Raw genomic sequence first — 18,458 nt, forward strand, 5'->3', positions numbered from 1 at the left:
GTCGCAGGGACTGACGGACGTGTCCCGTCAGGCCCTGCGGTCAGAGGCCGGCCAGGACGGTGCCGCGCCGCCCCACCGACGGGTGCCGGTCCAGCTCCCGATCCAGCGCGATCGCCGCGTCGATCAGAGCCAGGTGAGTGAACGCCTGCGGGAAGTTGCCGATCTGCTCGCCGGTGAGCGCGATCTCCTCCGAATACAGACCCAGATGGTTCGCGTACGTCAGCATCTTCTCGAACGTCACCCGCGCCTTGCCCAGCCGGCCCGCACCGGCCAGCGCCGTCACGTACGAGAACGTGCAGAGCGAGAACGTGCCCTCGGAGCCGCGCAACCCGTCCGGTGAGGCGGCCGGATCGTAGCGGTACACCAGGCTGTCGGTGACCAGCTCGGTGTCCATAGCGTCCAGAGTGGACAGCCACATCGGGTCGGCGGGGGTGACGAAGCCGACCGTCGGCATCCGCAGCAGCGCCGAGTCCAGCACGTCCGTGGCGTAGTGCTGACGGAACGCGCGCCGGGTGGGGCTCCACCCCCGATCCATGATCTGCTGGTACACCGCGTCGCGCTCGCGCTCCCAGCGCGCCACCGGGCCGGGACGGCCGTGCTCTGCCGCCAGCCGGATGCCGCGGTCCAGCGCCACCCAGCACATCAGCCGCCCGTACGTGAAGTCCTGTCGCCCGCCGCGGGTCTCCCAGATGCCCTCCTCGGGCTGGTCCCAGTTCCCGGCCACCCAGTCGAGCAGCTCGCAGATCCGCAGCCAGCCCTGGTGGCCCGGGGCCAGCCCGTGCCGGTCCGCGACGTACAGGCTGTCCAGCGCCTCGCCGTAGATGTCGAGCTGCAGCTGGTCGGCCGCGCCGTTGCCGATGCGCACCGGGGCCGAGCCGCGGTAGCCCTCCCAGTGCTCCAGCGTCTCCTCGTGCAGGTCGCTGGAGCCGTCCACCCGGTACATGATCTTCAGCGGGCCGCCGCCGTTCTTGTCGGCCTGCTCGTCGACCCGGTCGCGCAGCCACCGGCCCAGCGCCGCCGCCTCGTCCGTGAAGCCCATGCCGAGCAACGAGTACACGGAGAACGAGGCGTCGCGGACCCAGGTGTAGCGGTAGTCCCAGTTGCGCTCGCCGCCGATCTGCTCCGGCAGGGCCGCGGTCGGCGCGGCGACCAGCGCCCCGGTCGGCGCGTACGTCATCAGCTTCAGCGTGATCGCCGAACGGTTCAGCGTCTCCCGCCACCGCCCCGCGTACGTGGAGCCGCGCAGCCAGCCTTCCCAGAAGTCGACGGTCTCCTCGAACAGGTGCTGCGCCTCCGCGACCCGCATCTGGCGCACCGGGCCCGCCGTACCGGTCTGCAGCATCAGTCCGCGCATCTGCCCCGCGGCGAGCCGGACCTCTCCCCGCACGTCGCCGTCCTCGACCCAGGTCCGCGCGATCCGCTCGTCGTCCGCCTGCCGGACCAGATGCACCGTCACGGCGGTGCGGGGGCCTTCGAACACCGCGCCGTCCTCGCTCAGGTGCGTCTCGAAGTTCTCCCGGCCGTAGTCGAAACGGGGGGCGATGTCGACGGCGAACGTCATCTCGCCGCGTACGCACCGGACCATCCGCACCAGGCGGTGACTGGTCGTGGCGACCGCGCCCCCGACCGGCATGAAGTCGACGACCTCGCCGACCCCCGCCTCGGTGAGGAACCGGGTGACCAGCACCGCGCTGTCCGGGAAGTACAGCTGTTTGGTGGTGAAGGCACCGGCCGCCGGCCGGATCCGGAAGTGACCGCCGCGCGCCGCGTCGAGCAGGGCGCCGAAGATGCTGGGCGAGTCGAAGCGGGGCGCGCAGAACCAGTCGACGCAGCCGTCCGTGCTCACCAGTGCCGCGGTCTGCAGGTCACCGATGAGGCCGTGGTCGGCGATGAGCGGGTAGTCAGGCATGGCAGTCACCCTTCCCGTGCTTTCGTCCGATCATTCGGCCGCGGCCGAGCGGCGGCATCATGCGCGGAGGATGATGCCCGCCCGCCCGCGCAGGGTGCAGGCTGCGCGGAGACGTCCGATGGTCTCGGCAGCGTGGCCGACTCGTACGGGAAGCAGGTACACGATGGCTGAGAAGGTCACGTCGGGGCGGCCGTCGCGCGCATTGCGCCGGGTGCTGATCCCGCTCGCGCTGGCCCAGTTCATCTGCAGCTTCGCCGGCTCCAACATGAACGTGATGATCAACGAGATCGCCAAGGACCTGGGCACCACGGTCCAGGGCATCCAGTTGGCGATCACGCTGTTCCTGCTGGTCATGGCGGCGCTGATGATCCCGGGCGGCAAGCTGACCGACAAGTTCGGCCGCAAACGGTGCCTGAACCTGGGCCTCGCCGTGTTCGGCCTCGGCGCGCTGATCAGCTCGTTCGCCCAGGGCCTGCCCACGCTCATCATCGGCTACTCGATCCTGGAGGGGATCGGGACCGCGCTGCTCATCCCGCCGGTCTACATCCTCACCACGATGCTGTTCACCGACATCACCTCGCGGGCCCGCGCGTTCGGCGCCATCAACGGGATGGGCGGCATCGGCGCCGCCACCGGCCCGCTGATCGGCGGCATCATCGCGACAGCGATCAGCTGGCGGGCCGCGTTCGTGTTCCAGGCGGCGATCATCGTGGTGATCGTGCTGTTGAGCCGCCGCGACGTGCGGGACCCACTGCCCGCCGAGCCGGACCGCCCGTTCGACTACACGGGCGCGGCGCTGTCCGCGCTCGGGCTCGTGCTCATCGTCATGGGCATCCTCGCGGCGGACAACAACGGCTGGCTGATGCTGGGACTGATGGTCGCCGGTGCACTCGTGCTGGCCTGGTTCTTCCTCACCGTACGGGCAAAGGAGCGCTCCGGCCGCGAGCCACTGCTGACCCTCGATCTGTTCCGCAACCGCACGTCGAACCTGGGCCTGGTCACCCAGAACATGCAGTGGCTGGTGCTGCTGGGCATCTCGTTCACGATTTCGGCCTACCTGCAGGTGGTGCGCGGCTACAACTCCATCGAGACCGGCCTGATCCTCACCGCCGCCACGGTCGGGTTGCTGCTGTCGTCCGCCGCCGCCGAACGGCTCGCGAAGCGCCGCGCCCAGCGCACTTTGGTCATGGCGGGCTTCGTGCTGACGGCCACCGGCATCGTCCTCGGCATCGCCCTGGTCTCGGTCTCCACGTCGGTCTGGGCGTTCCTGCCCGGGCTGTTCCTGATCGGGGTCGGCGTCGGCGCGATGCTCACCCCGTCGGTGAACGTCGTGCAGTCGGCCTTCCCGGACGAGAAGCAGGGCGAGATCTCCGGGCTGTCCCGCAGCGTCTCCAACCTCGGCTCGTCGCTGGGCACCGCGATCGCGGGCACCATCCTCGTCGCCGGGATCACCAAGACCCCGGAGCGGTCGTACGCGCTGGCACTGACCGTGCTGGCCGCCATCGCCGTCGGCGGGTTGATCGCCGCGTCCTTCCTCCCGTCCACCCGCCCCGCCGCCCCGGCGGCGGACGGGCTGCCCACCACGCCCCATCCCCACGCGAAACGGAGCGAACGCGGTATACCGGGATTCACCTCCCCCGATGGTGTGGACAAGAGCACAGCGACGCCTGACTCCAAAGCTGATTGATCTAGCCACTGAGCGTGAGGTAGCTTCGGCGCCGATCACGGGGAGTTACACAAGCACACGTCGGTAGGACGTTGCCGTACCTCTCCTTCATGAGGTCGAGCCTCGGAGGAGATTGATGAACTCACGCCTCACCCGCCCCTTGCTGACCATGGCCCTCAGCGGTGCCATGATCGCGGGCAGCGCCGCCGTACCCTCGCCGGCCTTCGCCGACACGCTGCCGGACACGACCGCTCCGGTCGGCGCGTTCACGCTGAACACGCCGGCGCTCTGGATCGGCCAGTCCGTCGTCCTGACCCAGGGCGCGGTCACCGACGACGTGAGCGCCCCGGAGCTGATCACGCGCAAGGTTACGTGGGGTGACGGCACGTCCAGCACGGTGGCGGCCGGCGCGGCCACGGTGGCGCACAGGTACGCGTCGAACGGCCGCTTCACGGTGACCGTGACCTACACGGACGAGGCGGGCAACAGCAGCACCGCCGCCTCCGCCGTGACCGTCACGACGCCGGGCACCTTCCGGATCAGCAAGACCTCGGTCTGGTGGTACGAGGACACCGTCGTCACGTTCTCGAACGTCCCCGCCGGCACCACCAAGATCGCCTTCGACAATGGCGACGGGTGGGTGCCGATCCTGAAGGGCAAGAACCAGAGCGTCACGATCCTCTACCACACCCGCAAGAACGGCGGGCTCGTCAAGGGCCCGGTCACGCTGCGGGCGACGTTCTACAACAAGTACGGCGCCTCGTCCCCGATCCGGATCGGCACGATCAACGTCAAGGTGGACAGCTGGCGCCCCGTCCCGAAGATCAAGAGGCCGCTGCGCCCCAGCCGGGTCAGCTCCTGGAAGTACGTCAAGGGAACGGCGACCGACCGGGGCGCCGGTGCTTTCCGAGCCGAGGTCCACGTCACCCGGGTCACCGGCAGCAAGGTCTACTGCTTCACCTCTGCGCGGAAGTGGAAGCGCGTGCGGTCCGAGGCGCAGTTCAACAAGTACTGCACGCCGCCGCTCTACGTGAAGGTCAGCCGTGGCAAGTGGTCGCTGCGCGTGCCCGGCATCCGCAAGGGCAAGCTCTACGTCGAGGTGTGGGTGCAGGACCGGGCCGGCAACTGGAGCAGCAGGTCCGCCTTCACCACGGCCAAGCTCACCCGGAGCTGATCGTTCGCAGGCCGGGCATCCCCTTGCGGGATGCCCGGCCTTCGCCGTACATGGGGATGGTCCGGAATCGATAGGGCCAGCTCGGACCCTATGTAGAAAATCTTGCGAGGGTCGGTTACGGTGTCCGGCATGGCGAACCCGATACGGGTGACCGCGGCCGTCTCCAAGGTGCTGGCCGCGTTCCTCGAAGACCCCGAGGCAGACCGCTACGGCCTGGACCTGATGCGTGCCAGCGGACATCCCAGCGGCACGCTCTACCCGATCCTGCTGCGCCTGCAGAACGCCGGTTGGGTCGAGGCGCACTGGGAGAAGATCGACCCGGTCGCGGCCGGTCGCCCCGCCCGCCGCTACTACCGCCTCACGCCGGACGGGCAGCTCTCGGCACGCACCGAGCTCGCGGCCCTGCAGGCCCAGCTCAACCGAGGCCTCGGCGCGGCGACGCCGACCACGAACCCACGGACCGCGTGAGCGCGCGGTGAAGGCGAGGTCGGCATTGGACCGGTTCACCCGCTGGTGCCTGGCGCGAGCCGCCCGGCGCTGGCCCGCCGAGCTGCGCGACGAGATGCATGCGGAGTGGCTCGCCGAGCTGGCCGCGCTAGAAGCGGACCAGGCTACCGCGAAGCAACGGCTGGGGTTCGCCTTCAGCCTGCTCACCGCGCCACCGGTCCGCGACGCGAGCGGAGCGCCGCGCGGCTGGGGCGAGTCGCTGGCACCCGGCGCGCCGGCCGTCGGCCTGCTGGTCGCCGCACTGATCACGCTGGCCGTCTCCGACTACGCCGGCAACCTCGCCTCCTGGCTGCTCGACCTGGCCGGCGCGGTGCCGGCCTCCTTCGGCGCCGACTGGCTGGTCGCCCTGGTCGCAGCCGTCATCACACTCGCCTGGTGCCTCCCGGCCGGGCGCTGGCTGGGCCGGCGCTGGCCGCTGTCGCGCACCGGCCGGTTCGGCGACGCGGGCCCGGCCGCGCTCGCACCGGTCGGGTTCGCGCCGATGGTGCTCCTCGGCGCGCTCCCCGATGGGGACCTGCCGCACCTGCTCGGCGTACTCGTCGGGTTGCTGGTCTGGGCGACCGGCACCGCGGCGGTGAGCGTCGCCGCGGTGCGTGCCGCCGGACGCGGCCGGGTCGCATTGCTGATGCTGCTCGGCGTGCCGGCGGTCAGCGCACTCGCCGCGGCGGCGTCCGCCGTTCCGTTCGCGCTGAGCAGCCGCGACGGGCAGGCCACGATGCTGGCGTCGCTGACCGGAACCGAGCCGCCCCCGGAGTTCGGGGAGATCGTGAACGGCCTCACCAGCCGTGGCTTCTACTACCAGGGTCCGTGGGCGCTGGCGCTAGCCTGCTTCGCGGCGTTCACACTGGCCTACGGCTTCGGCGCGCTGCGCCCGCGCCGGGCAACGGCACCCGCGCCGACGACGGTCGCGGCGCCGAATGCGGCCACGCGGCGAGGGCCGTTCCCGCTGGCCGTCGTGGTGGCCGGGGCCGGCGCGCTCGCCGTGGCCGTGATCGGCTGGGCGTACACCCTGGCCGTCCTCACGCCGGGGATGCTCGACGTGTCGCAGTCCGCGCCGATGCCCGGCGGCGATGGCGAGCTCTACATGTGGACCGCGGAGCTGCGCGCCACCACGATCCTGCTGGCCACGCTCGGCATGCTGGTCGCCACCGCCGAGCGCCGGTTCGGCCCGGCGGGCACACTGCTGGTCGGCGCCGGACTCACGCTGGCGAACGCGGTGCTCAACCGGATGAACGTCAGCGGACCGGGCGGTCTGCGGCTCGCGTTGCTGGTCGGCGTGGTGCCGGTGATCGCCGGCTGGGTGGTGGCCGGGCGCGCCCCGCACGGCCGGCAACCCGACGCCGCGCTGCGCCGCGTGACGGTCGGCGCGCTGGTGGCGGTGAGCGTCGTTCCCCTGATCACCCTGCAGGGGACTCCCGGCGTGAACCACCCGTTCCTGCCGGTCGGCCTGACGGTGACGACCATCGGCCTGGCGGTGGCCGGGATGCTGCTCGGGATCGTCCCGGCGCTCGCGCTCAGCCGCCGCCCGGTACCGGTCTGGGCCGCGATCCTGCTGGTCGTGGTGCCCGTCGCGCTGACCGTCGGGGCCGGACTGATCCCGCCGCCGCCGTCCGAAGACGACACCGGTGTCGGCGCGTACGCCGCCTTCGCCGCGCTGCCGCTCACGGTCGGGTGTCTCGCGCTGCTGCGCCGGCACCGGGCGCGCCGCCCGTACCGGACCGCCGCGGTGTGGACCGGGCTGGCCCTGGCCGCGCTGCCCGGCACCGTCCTGATCATCGCCGGTGGCGGGTTGCTGCTGAACTTCGTGCCGAATCTGGTCTTCGCCATCGACGGCGGCGGCTACTCGTTCGACGGGCTGTCGTTCGTGCCGGGCGCGGCGACGCTGATGCTGCCGCTGGCCGCGCTGGCCGCGGCGCGCCTCGACGGATCGCGGGGGCGTGCTCCCTCGCCGGACCCCGATCCGTTGCCCGCACCCGAGTCCGCGCAGCGGTCGGCGCCGCGCTGAGATGTGGAGTTCGGGTCGGCCACGCACCCGAAGCCATCAAGATCTCAACGGCGGCACGTTCAGGTGACCGGGACGTTGCGCAGGATCAGATCCTTTCCCTGCGGCCAGAAGAAGTCATGGATCACCACCGTGACCGCCTTGGTCCGGGGGTTGGTGTCCCAGTCCACGAGGACCAGCTTGGTGCGCTGATTGACGGGTGGATTTCCGGTTCCGCTGCCGGTGAAGGGTACGTTTTCGAGCAGTGTGCCGTCCTTCGCGGTGACCGTGTACTGCATCCTGGAGTGGGTCGTTCCCTCGGTGACCGTCACGTAGCCGGTGATGGTGATGGAGGCCTGATGCCGGGACTTCGGGCCCTCGTTGGTCGTCCGTTTGATGCTCGTCAGTTCGAACCGGTAGCCGTATCCCTCGACCTTCCAGGGCCCCTGGCCTACAGCGTCGACGGTGATCTGCCGGGCCGGGGTGAACGGCGACGACGGCAGCCAACCCAGTATCTCGTCCTTGTTGACGACCGCCTGCTGGACGGCGAATCCCAGTGCCGCCAGGAGCACGACGACCCACAGCATGCGGTAGCGCCGTGGCCGGCGGGAAACGGCGGGCATGGACGGACGCGACGGCGCCGGTGCGACGGGCCGGGCGGCGGTCAGCGCACGTCCGGCGACTGCCATGGGAACGGCCGGCGCCGCGGGCGGCGGTGCCTGCGGCGGCACGGGTACGGGCGCGGCCGGATCGAACGCACGGTTACGCGCCAACGCGAGGTTTCCGACGGTCTCCTTGTTCAGCTGGCTCGGTTCCGGCAGGTTCTGCGCCCGCATGGAGAGCTGAATCTGGTGGTAGATCGCGTGAAGTGACAGCAGCGGAAACGGCCCGGGTATGCCCTTCTCGAGGACACGCAGGAGTTCGCCGGTGAACCGGGTGTGCCGGCCATCCGGCGACGTCGCCAGGGCCGCCTGGTGCCAGCGCGTCGCGGTCATCACATAGGTGCCCGAAATCTCGATCATGCCGAGGACGTCACCGCTCATCAACGCCCGCCCGCTGTAGCAGCAGTCGAGGACGACCACCCGGCTCGCGCTCGGGTAGACCGGGCTGGCGAGGAAGATCTCCCGGATGTCGCGGTAGTTCAGCGCGGTTACGAAAGGACGGTCCGGGTGAGTGTCGCGCATCGCCAGATGCAGTTCGCCGCTGCGGTGACCGGCCAGCCCATGCCCGGCGAAATAGATCAGCAGGGTGTCCCCGGCGCGCTCCGCCCGATCGTGGAGCACCTGCAGGACATGGCCCGCGTCGGGCGGGTCGAGGATCAACTCGCAGCGGTCGGGCGGCAGGCCGCCAAGGCCCGGATCGGTCAACGCGGCCCGCAGGTCGACGAGGTTGTCGCGCACCGTCGGCAGGTCGTCGAGATGGCGATACCTGCTGACGCCGATGAGGACCGCGAACGATCGAGCCGGATCTGGCAGTCTGGTGTGCACCTATGGGCCCGGTTCGATGACGCCCAAGGCCTCGCGCACCAGCCGCGCTGGGTCGGCGGTGTTGCTGACGCTGAGCTGCGCCTTGCCGTTCGGGCCGCTCACGATGACCACGTCGGAGCGCTTGAGCCGCGCACGCTCCTTCAGATAGTCCAACACCGCCTGGACCATCGGGGTGCAGGCGCGGGCCAGCACGGCCGCCGTCGCCATCACGCCGATGACGGTCTCCGCGCCCATCGTGCCGGGGGCGGACGACATGCCTCGCAGACGCAGGTGCCCTCGCAACTCCGGAATCTCGCCGAGCCGCAACCACAGCGATTCGACGTCGGCGTCGGCGCTCTCGATTCTGATCTCGGCTTCAACCACCCGTGTCGCCTCTCCGGCCGTCCCGCCCTTGGTCGAGGGAAGGGTAACGGCCGGTGAGCGCACTGGACAGTCCACATAGCCGATCGGGGCCCCCGGAGGGATGTCAGATCTTGGACACAGCCACAGGGCGGTCGACGCTGCGCTGACCACCGTCGGTGCACCCTTGCGTCGGCGGCACGGTGAGATGTGGAGTTCCGGTCAGCCTCGCACCCGAACTCTTCAAGATCTCACTGGCCCACTCACGTCAGCCCAACCGGAGACGGTGCTCGGCGAGGGCAGCCTCGATGATCCCCAGCGCCTTCGGCCCCATGCCGTGCAGCAGGGCGAGCTCCGCGCGCGGCACCCCTGCGAGCTGACGCAGTGACGTATAGCCCGCCCCGTTCAACGCCCTTGTCGCTGGCGCGCCGATCTTCGGCAAGGCCGAGGCGGCGAGCCGGCGGCGGACTGCCTCCTCAGCGAGTGAGGACGCGGCTTCCTCACTTTCGACGGCGGTTGTCACCTGAAGAATGCCTGTCACGTGTTGAAGCCTAGCGATCCGTGCCGTCAGCTTGGGCCGGCACGCGCGGCGGAGGGTGCGGCCGTCCGGGGCTCGATGCGGTCGGCGGGGTCGCGTTCCTGCTCGCGGGCCTGCAGGGCCAGGGCGCGGGCGTCCGCCACGGTAGGCCGGTCCCGGTCCAGGGCGCGCGGCCACAGCCGCCCTTGGCGCACCGCCGCGACCTCGGCCGCGAACACCAGAGCCAGGCTCAGCACGTACAGCAGGGAGAACATGCCGGCCACGGCGGCGAAGCCGCCGTACACCGCGCCCGCCCGGCGGACCAGCCCGGGCAGGACCGCGGCGCCCACGGTCAGCACCACCGTCAACGCGGTCGCCCCGAGCGCGGCGCCCGGCCACAGTGCCCGCACCGGGGCGGGGCGCGACAGCAGCAGGCGGGCGGCCAGCAGGAGCACCCCGTACCCGATGAGCCAGGAGCCGAGCGCGGCGGCGGCCTGCGGCATCGCGCTCAGGCCGGGCACGACCGTGACCGCCACGGTGAGCCCGCCTACCGCCACCACCCCGGCCAGCAGCAGGACGAGGACGACCAGGACCCGCAGCAGCCACGACACGATGCCGTGCCGCAGCCGGTACGGGACGGCAGCGAGGTGGTTGACCGTGTGGTACGCCGAGAAGACCACCCCGGCGCCGGAGAACAGCAGGCCGATGATGCCGATGGTCAGTGGCACGGCGGAGGTCGGCATGGCCGCCGCCGCGCTGTCCACACTGGACCGTAACGACGACGGCACGAACGCCTCGATCAGCCGGTGCCGCAGGTCCGGCCGCGCGGCCAGCACCCGGGACACGATGGTGACACCGAGCAGCAGCACCGGGAAGATGCTGAGGAAGCCGTAGTACGTGATCAGCGCGGCTTCCCGGCCGCCGCCGTCGTCGAGGTACTTGCGTACGACGGCGTACCCGAACCCCAGCACCCGGTGCTGCTGTTGCAGGCGGTCCACCCGGCCGACGAGCCCGCCCACGGCGTCAGAGAGGCTCCACGGCGAGGACGTGGAAACCCCACGCGGGCAGGTCGACGAAGAGGCCGTCGGTGGCCAACTCGTCGCCGTCGCGGTCGAAGACCCGCCCGTCGAGCAGGTCCGTGAGCCGCCACGACCGTCCGCGCAGCGTCTGCCACGGCAGCGCCACCCGGCCCTGGGAGGGATGGCCGGACAGGTTCACCGCCACCAGGTGGTGCGGATCCCCGGCATGCCACGCCCAGGCCAGCACGTCGCGGTGCGTGGGGTTGTCCGGCCAGCCGTGCACGTCCAGCAGCGTCCAGCCGCCGCGGCGCAGATCGGTGGCCGCGCCCAGCAGCCGGTGGTAGAAGCGCCGCAGGTCCTCGTCGGCCGGCTCGTCGGGGCGCCGCCCGAGGAACACCGGCAGGCGTACCCGGCGGCCCTCGAACTGGCCCTCGTGCCACAGTGTCGCGCCGGGCAGGGTGGCCACGGCGACGGCGGCGGCGCGGTCCCGCCCGGCGGGCAGTTCCGCGGCGGCGCGGGGCTCGTCGTGGTTCTCGGTGAAGCGGATCAGGCGGCGCTGGTAGTCGTACCCGGCGGACAGGTGGCTGCGTACCGTGGCGGCGTCGCCGTGCGCCAGCCGGTCGTAGAGGCGCTTGTCGTAGCAGAAGTCGAAGCCCTGCTGCTGCAGGGCCCACTCCATGTCCCAGTACGCCTCGGCGATCAGCACCGCGTTGGGGTGGCGCAGCCGCAGCGGTCCCAACACGGCGGGCCAGAACTCCTCGGCGGGGGCCGCGCCGACGTGCCCGCCCCAGGTCTTGCCGAACACGTCGTTGGTCACCAGCATCGCCATGTCGCACCGGACCCCGTCGCACTGCTGCAGAATCCGGTCCAGTACGTCGGTGGTGGCCTGGCGCAGCTCGGGGCGGAACGCGTTCAGCTGCACCACGTCCGGCCACGCCGGGAAGAACGGGTCCCGGCCGCGCGCCACGGTCAGCCCGCGGATGTCGAGCCAGTCGTCGGGGGCGGCGGCCTGGTCGCGGGCCGTGCCGCGCACGAACCAGTCCGGGTGCTCCAGCAGGGCCGGGTGGTCGGGTGCGACGTGGTTGGGCACGTAGTCCAGGATCAGGCGCAGGCCGCGGCGGGCCAGTTCGGCGCGGGCCGTGGCCAGGGCGGCGGGGCCGCCCAGGCGGTCGTCCACCACGTACCGGCGGACACAGTACGGCGACCCGACGACGTCCTCGGGGGTGAGGTCGGGCAGGGCGGCGCGGAACGCGTCCCGAAGGCCCGCGTTCTGCCGGGCCACGGCGAGCCCGGCGGGGCTGCGCTGCCACACCCCCATCAGCCACACCGCGTCAATACCGGGCTGAGCCAGCTCGTCCCAGGCGTCGGCGGGCACCTGGGCGAGAGTCACCGGGGCGCCCGCGCGGCGGCTCAGCTCGGCCAGCCACGGCCAGGTGTCGACCTCGTAGACGACCGGGTGGGACGGCCAGCCGCTCATCGTCTCTCCTGTCGCGTGCGCCGGACGCCGATCATCCCATGGGCCAGCAGATCCTGGCTCTGCAGCCCGGCGAACAGGTTGGGGAACACCGCCACCAGTCCGGTCCAGCCGGTCTGGTGGCTGGCGCCGAGCCCGGCACCGTTGTCGCCGTGGAAGTACTCGGAGAACGTGAGCAGATCCCGCCAGTGCTCGTCGGTCGCGAAGATCGACTGGCCGCCGTAGCAGGGGCGGCGGCCCTGCTCGTCGGGCACGAAGATCCGGGTCAGCCGGTCGGAGATCTCCCGCGCCACCTCGAACAGGGTGAGCTGGCGCCCCGAGCCGGTCGGGCATTCCACGGTGAACTCGTCGCCGTAGCCGACGTGCAGGTTGAGCAGGGCGCGGATCAGCAGCGCGTTCATCGGGACCCAGAGCGGGCCGCGCCAGTTCGAGTTGCCGCCGAACATCCCGGAGTCCGACTCGGCGGGCTGGTACGACACCTCGTGCCGCTGCCCGTCCACGTCCAGGCGGTACGGATGATCGGCGTGATAGCGCGACACCGAGCGGATGCCGTACGGGCTGAGGAACTCCTGCTCGTCCAGCAGGATGGCCAGCACCCGGCGCAGCCGGTCCCGGTCGAACAGGGCCAGCAGGTAGTGACCGCCGTCGCCGCGGAACCGGCCGGGAGTGAGCACCGAGGCGATGCTGGGATGGCGGGTCACGAATTCCTGAGCGCCGGCCAGCAGTTCCGGATGCCGGTCGGCCACCTCCGGGCGCAGCACCGTGGCCGCGGCCAGCGGCAGCAGCCCCACCATGGAACGGACCCGCATTCGGGTGGCGCTGCCGTCGGGCAGCCGCAGCAGGTCGTAGAAGAAGCCGTCCTGCTCGTCCCACATGCTCTCGGCCTTGCCGCCCGAACGGTTGACCGCCACCGCGATCAGCATGAAATGTTGCAGGAACGTCTGCGCCTGCTCCAGGTAGACCGGCTCGTCGTCGGCCAGTTCCAGCGCGATCTGCAGCATGTTCTGGCAGTACAGGGCCATCCACGCGGTGCCGTCGGCCTGGTCCAGGTGCCCGCCGGTGGGCAGCGGGGCGCTGCGGTCGAAGACGCCGATGTTGTCCAGCCCGAGGAAGCCGCCCTGGAACACGTTGCGGCCGTCCACGTCCTTGCGGTTGATCCACCAGGTGAAGTTCTTGGCCAGCTTGAGGAACGCATTCTTCAGCCAGGCACGGTCGCCGCGGCCAGTGTTCGCCTTCTCCAGCTCGTACAGCAGGTAGGTGGCCCAGGCGTGCACCGGCGGGTTCACGTCGCCGAAGTTCCACTCGTACGCCGGGATCTGGCCGTTGGGGTGCAGGTAGCGGCGGCTCAGCAGGAGGTCGAGCTGGTGCTTGGCGAAGGTGGTGTCGACCAGGCCGAGGGTGATCGCGTGGAAGGCGAGGTCCCACGCCGCGAACCACGGGTACTCCCACTTGTCCGGCATCGAGATGACGTCGTGCGCGACCAGGTGGAACCAGTCGCCGTTGCGGACGCCGTCCGCGTCCAGCGGGTCGAGGCCGTGCTCGGTGAGCCACTGTTCGACGTCGTAGCCGAAGTACTGCTTGCTCCACAGCATCCCGGCCATCGCCTGGCGCACCACGGGCCGTTCCGCCTCGGCCAGCTCGGGGTCGAGAATGCCGTCGTAGAACGCGTCGGCCTCGGCGCGGCGCCGCTCGACGACGTCGTCGAAGCCCGACGCGGACAGCCGGGGGTCGTCCGGGGCGGGCGGGGTGTCGGTGAGCCGCAGCCGCACCGCGGCGCTGCCGCCGGGCGGGAGCGTCAACGGGACGTCCACGGCGGCCTTGGTGCCGGTCAGGTCGGGGTTCACGGCGGCGTCGTCGCCGTGAACCACGTACCGGTCGAAGGCGTCCTTGACGTACGGGGTGGCGTTCGGGCTGCCGAACAGGCGCTCGGTGTTCGTCGCGTTCTCGGTGAACAGCAGGCGGTCGCCATCCAGCGACAGCAGCCAGCGCTCGCCGAGGTGCGGGTGGGACAACGCGATCACCGACGTGCCGGGCTCCGCGCTCAGCCGTGGGCGGGGCGCGTCCGGCGCCGCCGACCAGATGTCGCGGAACCACGCGGTCGGCAGCAGCCGCAGATGCGCCTCCTCCGGGCCCCGGTTGTGCACGGTGATCCGCAGCAGCACGTCCTCCGGGCCGTCCTTGGCGTACTCGACGACGACGTCGAAGTAGCGGCCGTCGTCGAAGATGCCGGTGTCGAGAAGCTCGTACTCGAACTCCTCCCGGCTGCGGGCGCCGTTGGTGGCCACCAGATCCGTGTACGGGAACTCGGCCTGCGGATACTTGTACAGCATCCGCTGATACGAGTGGGTGGGGGTGCAGTCCAGGTAGAAGTAGTACTCCTTGACGTCCTCACCGTGGTTGCCCTCGGCGTTGGTGAGGCCGAACAGGCGTTCCTTGAGGATGGGGTCGCGGCCGTTCCACATCGCCACCGCGAGGCAGAGGAACTGCTGCTCGTCGCAGAACCCGGCGATGCCGTCCTCACCCCACCGGTACGCACGCGAGCGCGCCTGGTCGTGGGTGAAGTAGGCCCAGGCGTCGCCGTTCGCGCTGTAGTCCTCGCGGACCGTGCCCCACTGCCGCTCGCTCAGGTAGGGGCCCCATCGACGCCATCCGACGCCGGCCGCATCGGCCTCGTGCAGACGCCGCTGTTCGGCGCCGGTATCGGGCTGGTGCGCCGGGTCGGCGCCGGTCTCGTGCGGGCGCTGCTGGTCAGCGCCGAAGGATCCGGGGGAGGCTGCGCTGCTCATGCCCGCCATGCTCGGCGCAGCCCGGTCCGGCCGCGTCATCCGGGACGAATGACGGGGTTCAGCCGCGCGGCTGCCGCTCGGCGTCGGGTGCCGTCCACTGCGCACCGGTCAGCGCCTGGTACGCGGTGACCGCGTCCTCCAGCGTCGGGTAGAAGTGCTCCGGCTCGATCGTGCGGGTCAGGTGGTACCGGTCGATCTTACGGCGCACCGGGTCCTTGAGTTCGGCGAAAACCAGGGAAACGCCGCGGGCGTTCAGCTCCTCATCGAGATCCTCCAGCACGTCGGAGGCGGTGGTGTCGACGTCCGTGATCGGCTCGGCCGCGATGACGATCCACCGTGGTGCCGGTTCGGTGGCGGCCAGTTCGCGGATCTGCTCCCGGAACACCCGGGCGTTCGCGAAGATCAGCGGTGCGTCGAAGCGGAACAGCACCATGCCGGGCAGCCGCTCGGCGTGCGGGTACGAGGTCACGTCGTGGTAGCCGCCGACGCCGGGCACGCGGCCGAGCACCGCCTGGTAGGGCCACCACAGGCGGCGGAACACGTTCAGCACGGACAGCACGACGGCCACCACGATGCCGGGCAGCACGCCGAGCAGCGCGACGCCGAGGAACGCGATCATCGCCACGGCGAACTCGGTGCGGCGGTGCCGCCACAGCCGGACCGTACCGGGGATGTCGGCCAGCGACAGCGACGCGGCGATCACCACCGCGCCCAGGGCGGGTTGCGGCAGGTCCTTGAGCAGGCCGGGGACGAGCACCAGCATGAGCAGGATCAGGCCCGCGCCGACCACCCCGGTCAGTTGCGAGCGGGCGCCGGACTGTTCCGCCACCGCGGTGCGCGAACCGCTGGTGCTGACCGGGAAGCCCTGGAAGAACGACGCCGCGATGTTCGCCGCCCCGATGCCGATCATCTCCTGGTTGCCGCGTACCTCCTGGCCGGTGCGGGCCGCGAACGCGGAGGCGGTCGAGATCGTGTCGGTCAGCGACACCAGGGTGATGCCGAACGCGCCGACCAGCAGCAACCCCAGCTCCGACCAGGAGGCGTGCGGCAGGGTGAGCGGTGGAAAGCCCTGCGGCAGGGCCCCCACCAGCTTCACCCCGCGCTCCCCCAGGTCCAGCACCCAGGTCGCGGCGATCGCGACGACCACCCCGACGAGTACGGCGGGAATCTTCGGCAGAAGGCGTTGCAGTACCAGGATCACGGCCAGGGTGAACACGCCCACCGCGACCGCCGCTCCCACTGCCTCGCCGTCGGCCAGGCCGCGCACGAAGCCGACCGCCTCGCCGATCAGGCCCTCGGCGTCCACGGAGAACCCGCACAGCTTCGGCAACTGGCTGACCAGGATGGTCACCGCCAGGCCGTTCATGTAGCCGATCTGGGTCGGCTTGGACAGCAGGTCGGCGATGAAGCCGAGCTTCGCGATCCCGAGCACCACCATCGTCACGCCGACCATCAGCGCCAGCATCGAGGCCAGCGCGATCGCCTTGGCCGGATCGCCACCCGACCCGATGATCGGGACCAGCACCGCGGCGATCATCGGGCCGAGCGAGGAGTCCGGCCCGAGCACCAGGATCCGCGACGGCCCGAACAGCGCATAGCCGATCAGGCACAGGATCGACGTGTACAGGCCGGTGATCGGCGGCAGGCCCGCCAGTTCCGCGTACGCCATGCCCTGCGGCACCAGCAGCGTCGTCAGGACCAGCCCGGCCACCAGGTCCTTCATTAGCCATTCCCGGCGGTACGTCGAGACGGCGTGCAGCCCCGGCACCCACTGGCCGATCGACGTCATCCCGCCCTCCCGTCAGCGGTCGGCGTACGCGGAAGCCACCTCGCCTCCGTGCACCACCACCGCGTAGATCACCACGGTCGCCAATATCATCGCCGTCACCGACCACACTGGATAGACCCCGATGAACGCGAAGTCCACCAGCATCGACAGGCCGCCCAGCACGACCGCGCCGACCCGGGCCCACCGCGGGCCCCGCATGAGCCCCACGCCGACCACGAGCGCGACCGCGCCCAGCACCACCTGCGTCCAGGCCAGTGCGGTCAGGCCGATCGGCAGCAACATGTCCGCGCGGCTTCCGTGCAGGATCTCCGGGCGCCACAGCGCCACGAGCCCGGACCCGAGGTGGACCGCGCCGAACAGCACCAGCAGGATCCCGCCGAACAGGACCCAGGCGACCCAGTCGGTCGCCTCGCTGTGCTGCACCCGGGTGTACGGCGGGTCCGGTCCCGGCCAGGGCCGGCTCGGGCCATAGGAAGCCGGCGTCACCATGCCCATCAGCAGGTCCCCGACATGCTGTCGCCGAGTTGCTGGAGGCTGGTGCCCAGCCCTGCCACGGCCGTACGCACGTTGCCCAGGGTGGCCGCGCTCGGCGTGGTCTTCGCCGAGTCGACGCTGGCCTTGAGCTGGTCCGCGGCCGCCTGCACGGAGCTCAGCTGGGTGGTGAACTGCGTCTTGGCGTCGACCTTCAGCCGCTGCAGATTCGTCTGCAGCGCCTGCAGGTTCGTCTTGAGCTGCGTGAGCCCGTTCTCGGACACGTTCGTGTTCTTGACCTGATTGATCGAGTTCTGCACCTGGTCGAAGCCGTCGCAGACCGCCGGCGAATCCGACCCGCACCCGCCGGCGCCCAGCAGCACCAGTGCCGCGCCGGCCGAAACCCATGTCATCCGTCTCATGGCGGAAGGATGGCCACCGCGGCGGTGTCCGCACGTCATCTGCGATGGATGAACGGCGGACGGGGCAGACGCGCGGATGCCGGCCCGCGGGCGCGGACCGGCATCCGGTGTCCGATCGGGCCGGGTGGCGCTCGCCGCCCGGACCTGGCCCGCCGGAACGCAGGTCACGGGGTGGACGTCGCCTGGGTCTCCTCCTCGGCCTCGGCCGTCTTGATGATCTCCTCGGTGTCCGTGCCGCTGTGCAGGGCCTCCTGCAGCTTGGCCTCGGTCTCCTTGGGCAGCGAGGACTTCAGCACCGTGCCGCCGAACTTCGACAGGGCGTCGATCGCCTTGTCCGGGGTGACCTTCTCGACGACCAGGAACAGCGCGGAGGTTCCGGGCTGCACCAGGTCACGGACCTGGTCCTGGAACTCCTTGTTGATCGCGCCCTTGGTCATCTTGCCCATCAGCGCGCCGAGCCCGGCGCCGACCGCCATGCCCAGGAACGGGATGAAGAACAGCAGACCGAACAACAGGCCCCAGAACATGCCCCAGGTCGCGCCGCCGCCCACCGCGTGGTGGTTCGTCGTGACGTGGAACTTGCCTTCCCGGTCCCGGATGATCACCGCGATCGCGTCGGGCTGGATGATGAGATCCTTGCTGAGCCGCTGAGCCTCCAGTGACGCGGCCGTCGCGGTCGTCTCGTCGGGGTAGCCGATGGCGACGAGTGTTGCCATGATCCGTACACATCCCTTCTGTACTGAACCGGTCCGCCGCCGCGCGGCGGCGGGCCCCGCCCGCCCGGCGGTCGCGCCGCTGAGTTGCGGTCGCTGGCGTCAAGGTCAGTCAGCCACGACAGGGCACCCCGGGACCTCATTCCGGGCGAATGAAGCTGCCGGGCATCCGGCTGGTGCCCCGATTGCCCCCCGGCAGGGTTT

General features: G+C 70.9%; 15 protein-coding genes. 4 read left to right on the top strand and 11 right to left on the bottom strand.

All coding sequences use genetic code 11. The annotated features are described in order from the left end of the window. Positions 1-40: 40 nt before the first annotated feature. Positions 41-1,909 carry a glycoside hydrolase family 15 protein gene (locus tag EV385_RS05645; RefSeq protein WP_130508488.1) on the bottom strand — a complete coding sequence of 623 codons (1,869 nt, stop codon included), beginning with the start codon at positions 1,907-1,909 and terminating at the stop codon, positions 41-43. Between the two features lie 163 nt (positions 1,910-2,072). On the opposite strand from EV385_RS05645, the gene EV385_RS05650 reads away from it, so the two are divergent. The 4 genes from EV385_RS05650 (at position 2,073) to EV385_RS33775 (ending at position 7,261) form a co-directional block, all read left to right on the top strand. Beyond that, positions 2,073-3,596 (top strand): MFS transporter, encoded by a 1,524-nt coding sequence (locus tag EV385_RS05650; RefSeq protein ID WP_130508489.1) that lies wholly within the window; start codon positions 2,073-2,075, stop codon positions 3,594-3,596. Positions 3,597-3,711: 115 nt separating this feature from the next. Further along, complete coding sequence (locus EV385_RS05655; protein ID WP_130508490.1) at positions 3,712-4,749, top strand: PKD domain-containing protein; 1,038 nt, start codon at positions 3,712-3,714, stop codon at positions 4,747-4,749. Positions 4,750-4,878: 129 nt separating this feature from the next. Continuing rightward, a complete protein-coding gene (locus EV385_RS05660) occupies positions 4,879-5,217 on the top strand; it encodes a PadR family transcriptional regulator (protein WP_207229762.1) in 339 nt (112 codons plus the stop codon). A gap of 7 nt (positions 5,218-5,224) precedes the next feature. Then, positions 5,225-7,261 (top strand): hypothetical protein, encoded by a 2,037-nt coding sequence (locus EV385_RS33775; protein WP_165449401.1) that lies wholly within the window; start codon positions 5,225-5,227, stop codon positions 7,259-7,261. A gap of 59 nt (positions 7,262-7,320) precedes the next feature. Here the strand turns inward: EV385_RS33775 and EV385_RS05670 are convergent, their stop codons facing one another. From EV385_RS05670 to EV385_RS05715, 10 genes are all read right to left on the bottom strand, one after another. Next, positions 7,321-8,724 carry a caspase family protein gene (locus EV385_RS05670; protein WP_130508491.1) on the bottom strand — a complete coding sequence of 468 codons (1,404 nt, stop codon included), beginning with the start codon at positions 8,722-8,724 and terminating at the stop codon, positions 7,321-7,323. Then, positions 8,725-9,087 carry an effector-associated constant component EACC1 gene (locus EV385_RS05675; protein ID WP_130508492.1) on the bottom strand — a complete coding sequence of 121 codons (363 nt, stop codon included), beginning with the start codon at positions 9,085-9,087 and terminating at the stop codon, positions 8,725-8,727. Positions 9,088-9,331: 244 nt separating this feature from the next. Further along, positions 9,332-9,604, bottom strand: coding sequence for a helix-hairpin-helix domain-containing protein (locus tag EV385_RS34870; RefSeq protein WP_242624725.1), 273 nt, complete (start codon positions 9,602-9,604; stop codon positions 9,332-9,334). A 26-nt stretch (positions 9,605-9,630) separates the two neighbouring features. Beyond that, positions 9,631-10,599: a YihY/virulence factor BrkB family protein gene (locus tag EV385_RS05685; protein ID WP_242624726.1), complete on the bottom strand. Its 969-nt coding sequence runs from the start codon at positions 10,597-10,599 to the stop codon at positions 9,631-9,633. A gap of 4 nt (positions 10,600-10,603) precedes the next feature. After that, entirely contained in the window at positions 10,604-12,076 is a 1,473-nt protein-coding gene (locus EV385_RS05690; RefSeq protein WP_130508493.1) for an alpha-amylase family glycosyl hydrolase, read from the bottom strand. Continuing rightward, the gene (locus EV385_RS05695; RefSeq protein ID WP_242624727.1) at positions 12,073-14,859 is read right to left on the bottom strand and encodes an MGH1-like glycoside hydrolase domain-containing protein; all 2,787 of its coding nucleotides are present in this window, start codon (positions 14,857-14,859) and stop codon (positions 12,073-12,075) included. The genes EV385_RS05690 and EV385_RS05695 overlap by 4 nt, the downstream gene beginning before the upstream one ends. Positions 14,860-14,917: 58 nt before the next feature. Beyond that, positions 14,918-16,648 (bottom strand): SulP family inorganic anion transporter, encoded by a 1,731-nt coding sequence (locus tag EV385_RS05700; protein WP_130508494.1) that lies wholly within the window; start codon positions 16,646-16,648, stop codon positions 14,918-14,920. Positions 16,649-16,660: 12 nt separating this feature from the next. Continuing rightward, entirely contained in the window at positions 16,661-17,143 is a 483-nt protein-coding gene (locus tag EV385_RS33780) for a DUF7144 family membrane protein (RefSeq protein ID WP_165449402.1), read from the bottom strand. Continuing rightward, a complete protein-coding gene (locus EV385_RS05710; protein WP_130508495.1) occupies positions 17,143-17,541 on the bottom strand; it encodes a hypothetical protein in 399 nt (132 codons plus the stop codon). Before EV385_RS05710 ends, EV385_RS33780 begins: the two co-directional genes overlap by 1 nt. 164 nt (positions 17,542-17,705) lie before the next feature. Continuing rightward, positions 17,706-18,257, bottom strand: coding sequence for a DUF1269 domain-containing protein (locus EV385_RS05715; protein WP_130508496.1), 552 nt, complete (start codon positions 18,255-18,257; stop codon positions 17,706-17,708). Between the last annotated feature and the right edge of the window lie 201 nt (positions 18,258-18,458).

Origin of the sequence: Krasilnikovia cinnamomea (assembly GCF_004217545.1) — a bacterium.
In the GTDB taxonomy this organism is placed as follows: Bacteria; Actinomycetota; Actinomycetes; order Mycobacteriales; family Micromonosporaceae; genus Actinoplanes; species Actinoplanes cinnamomeus.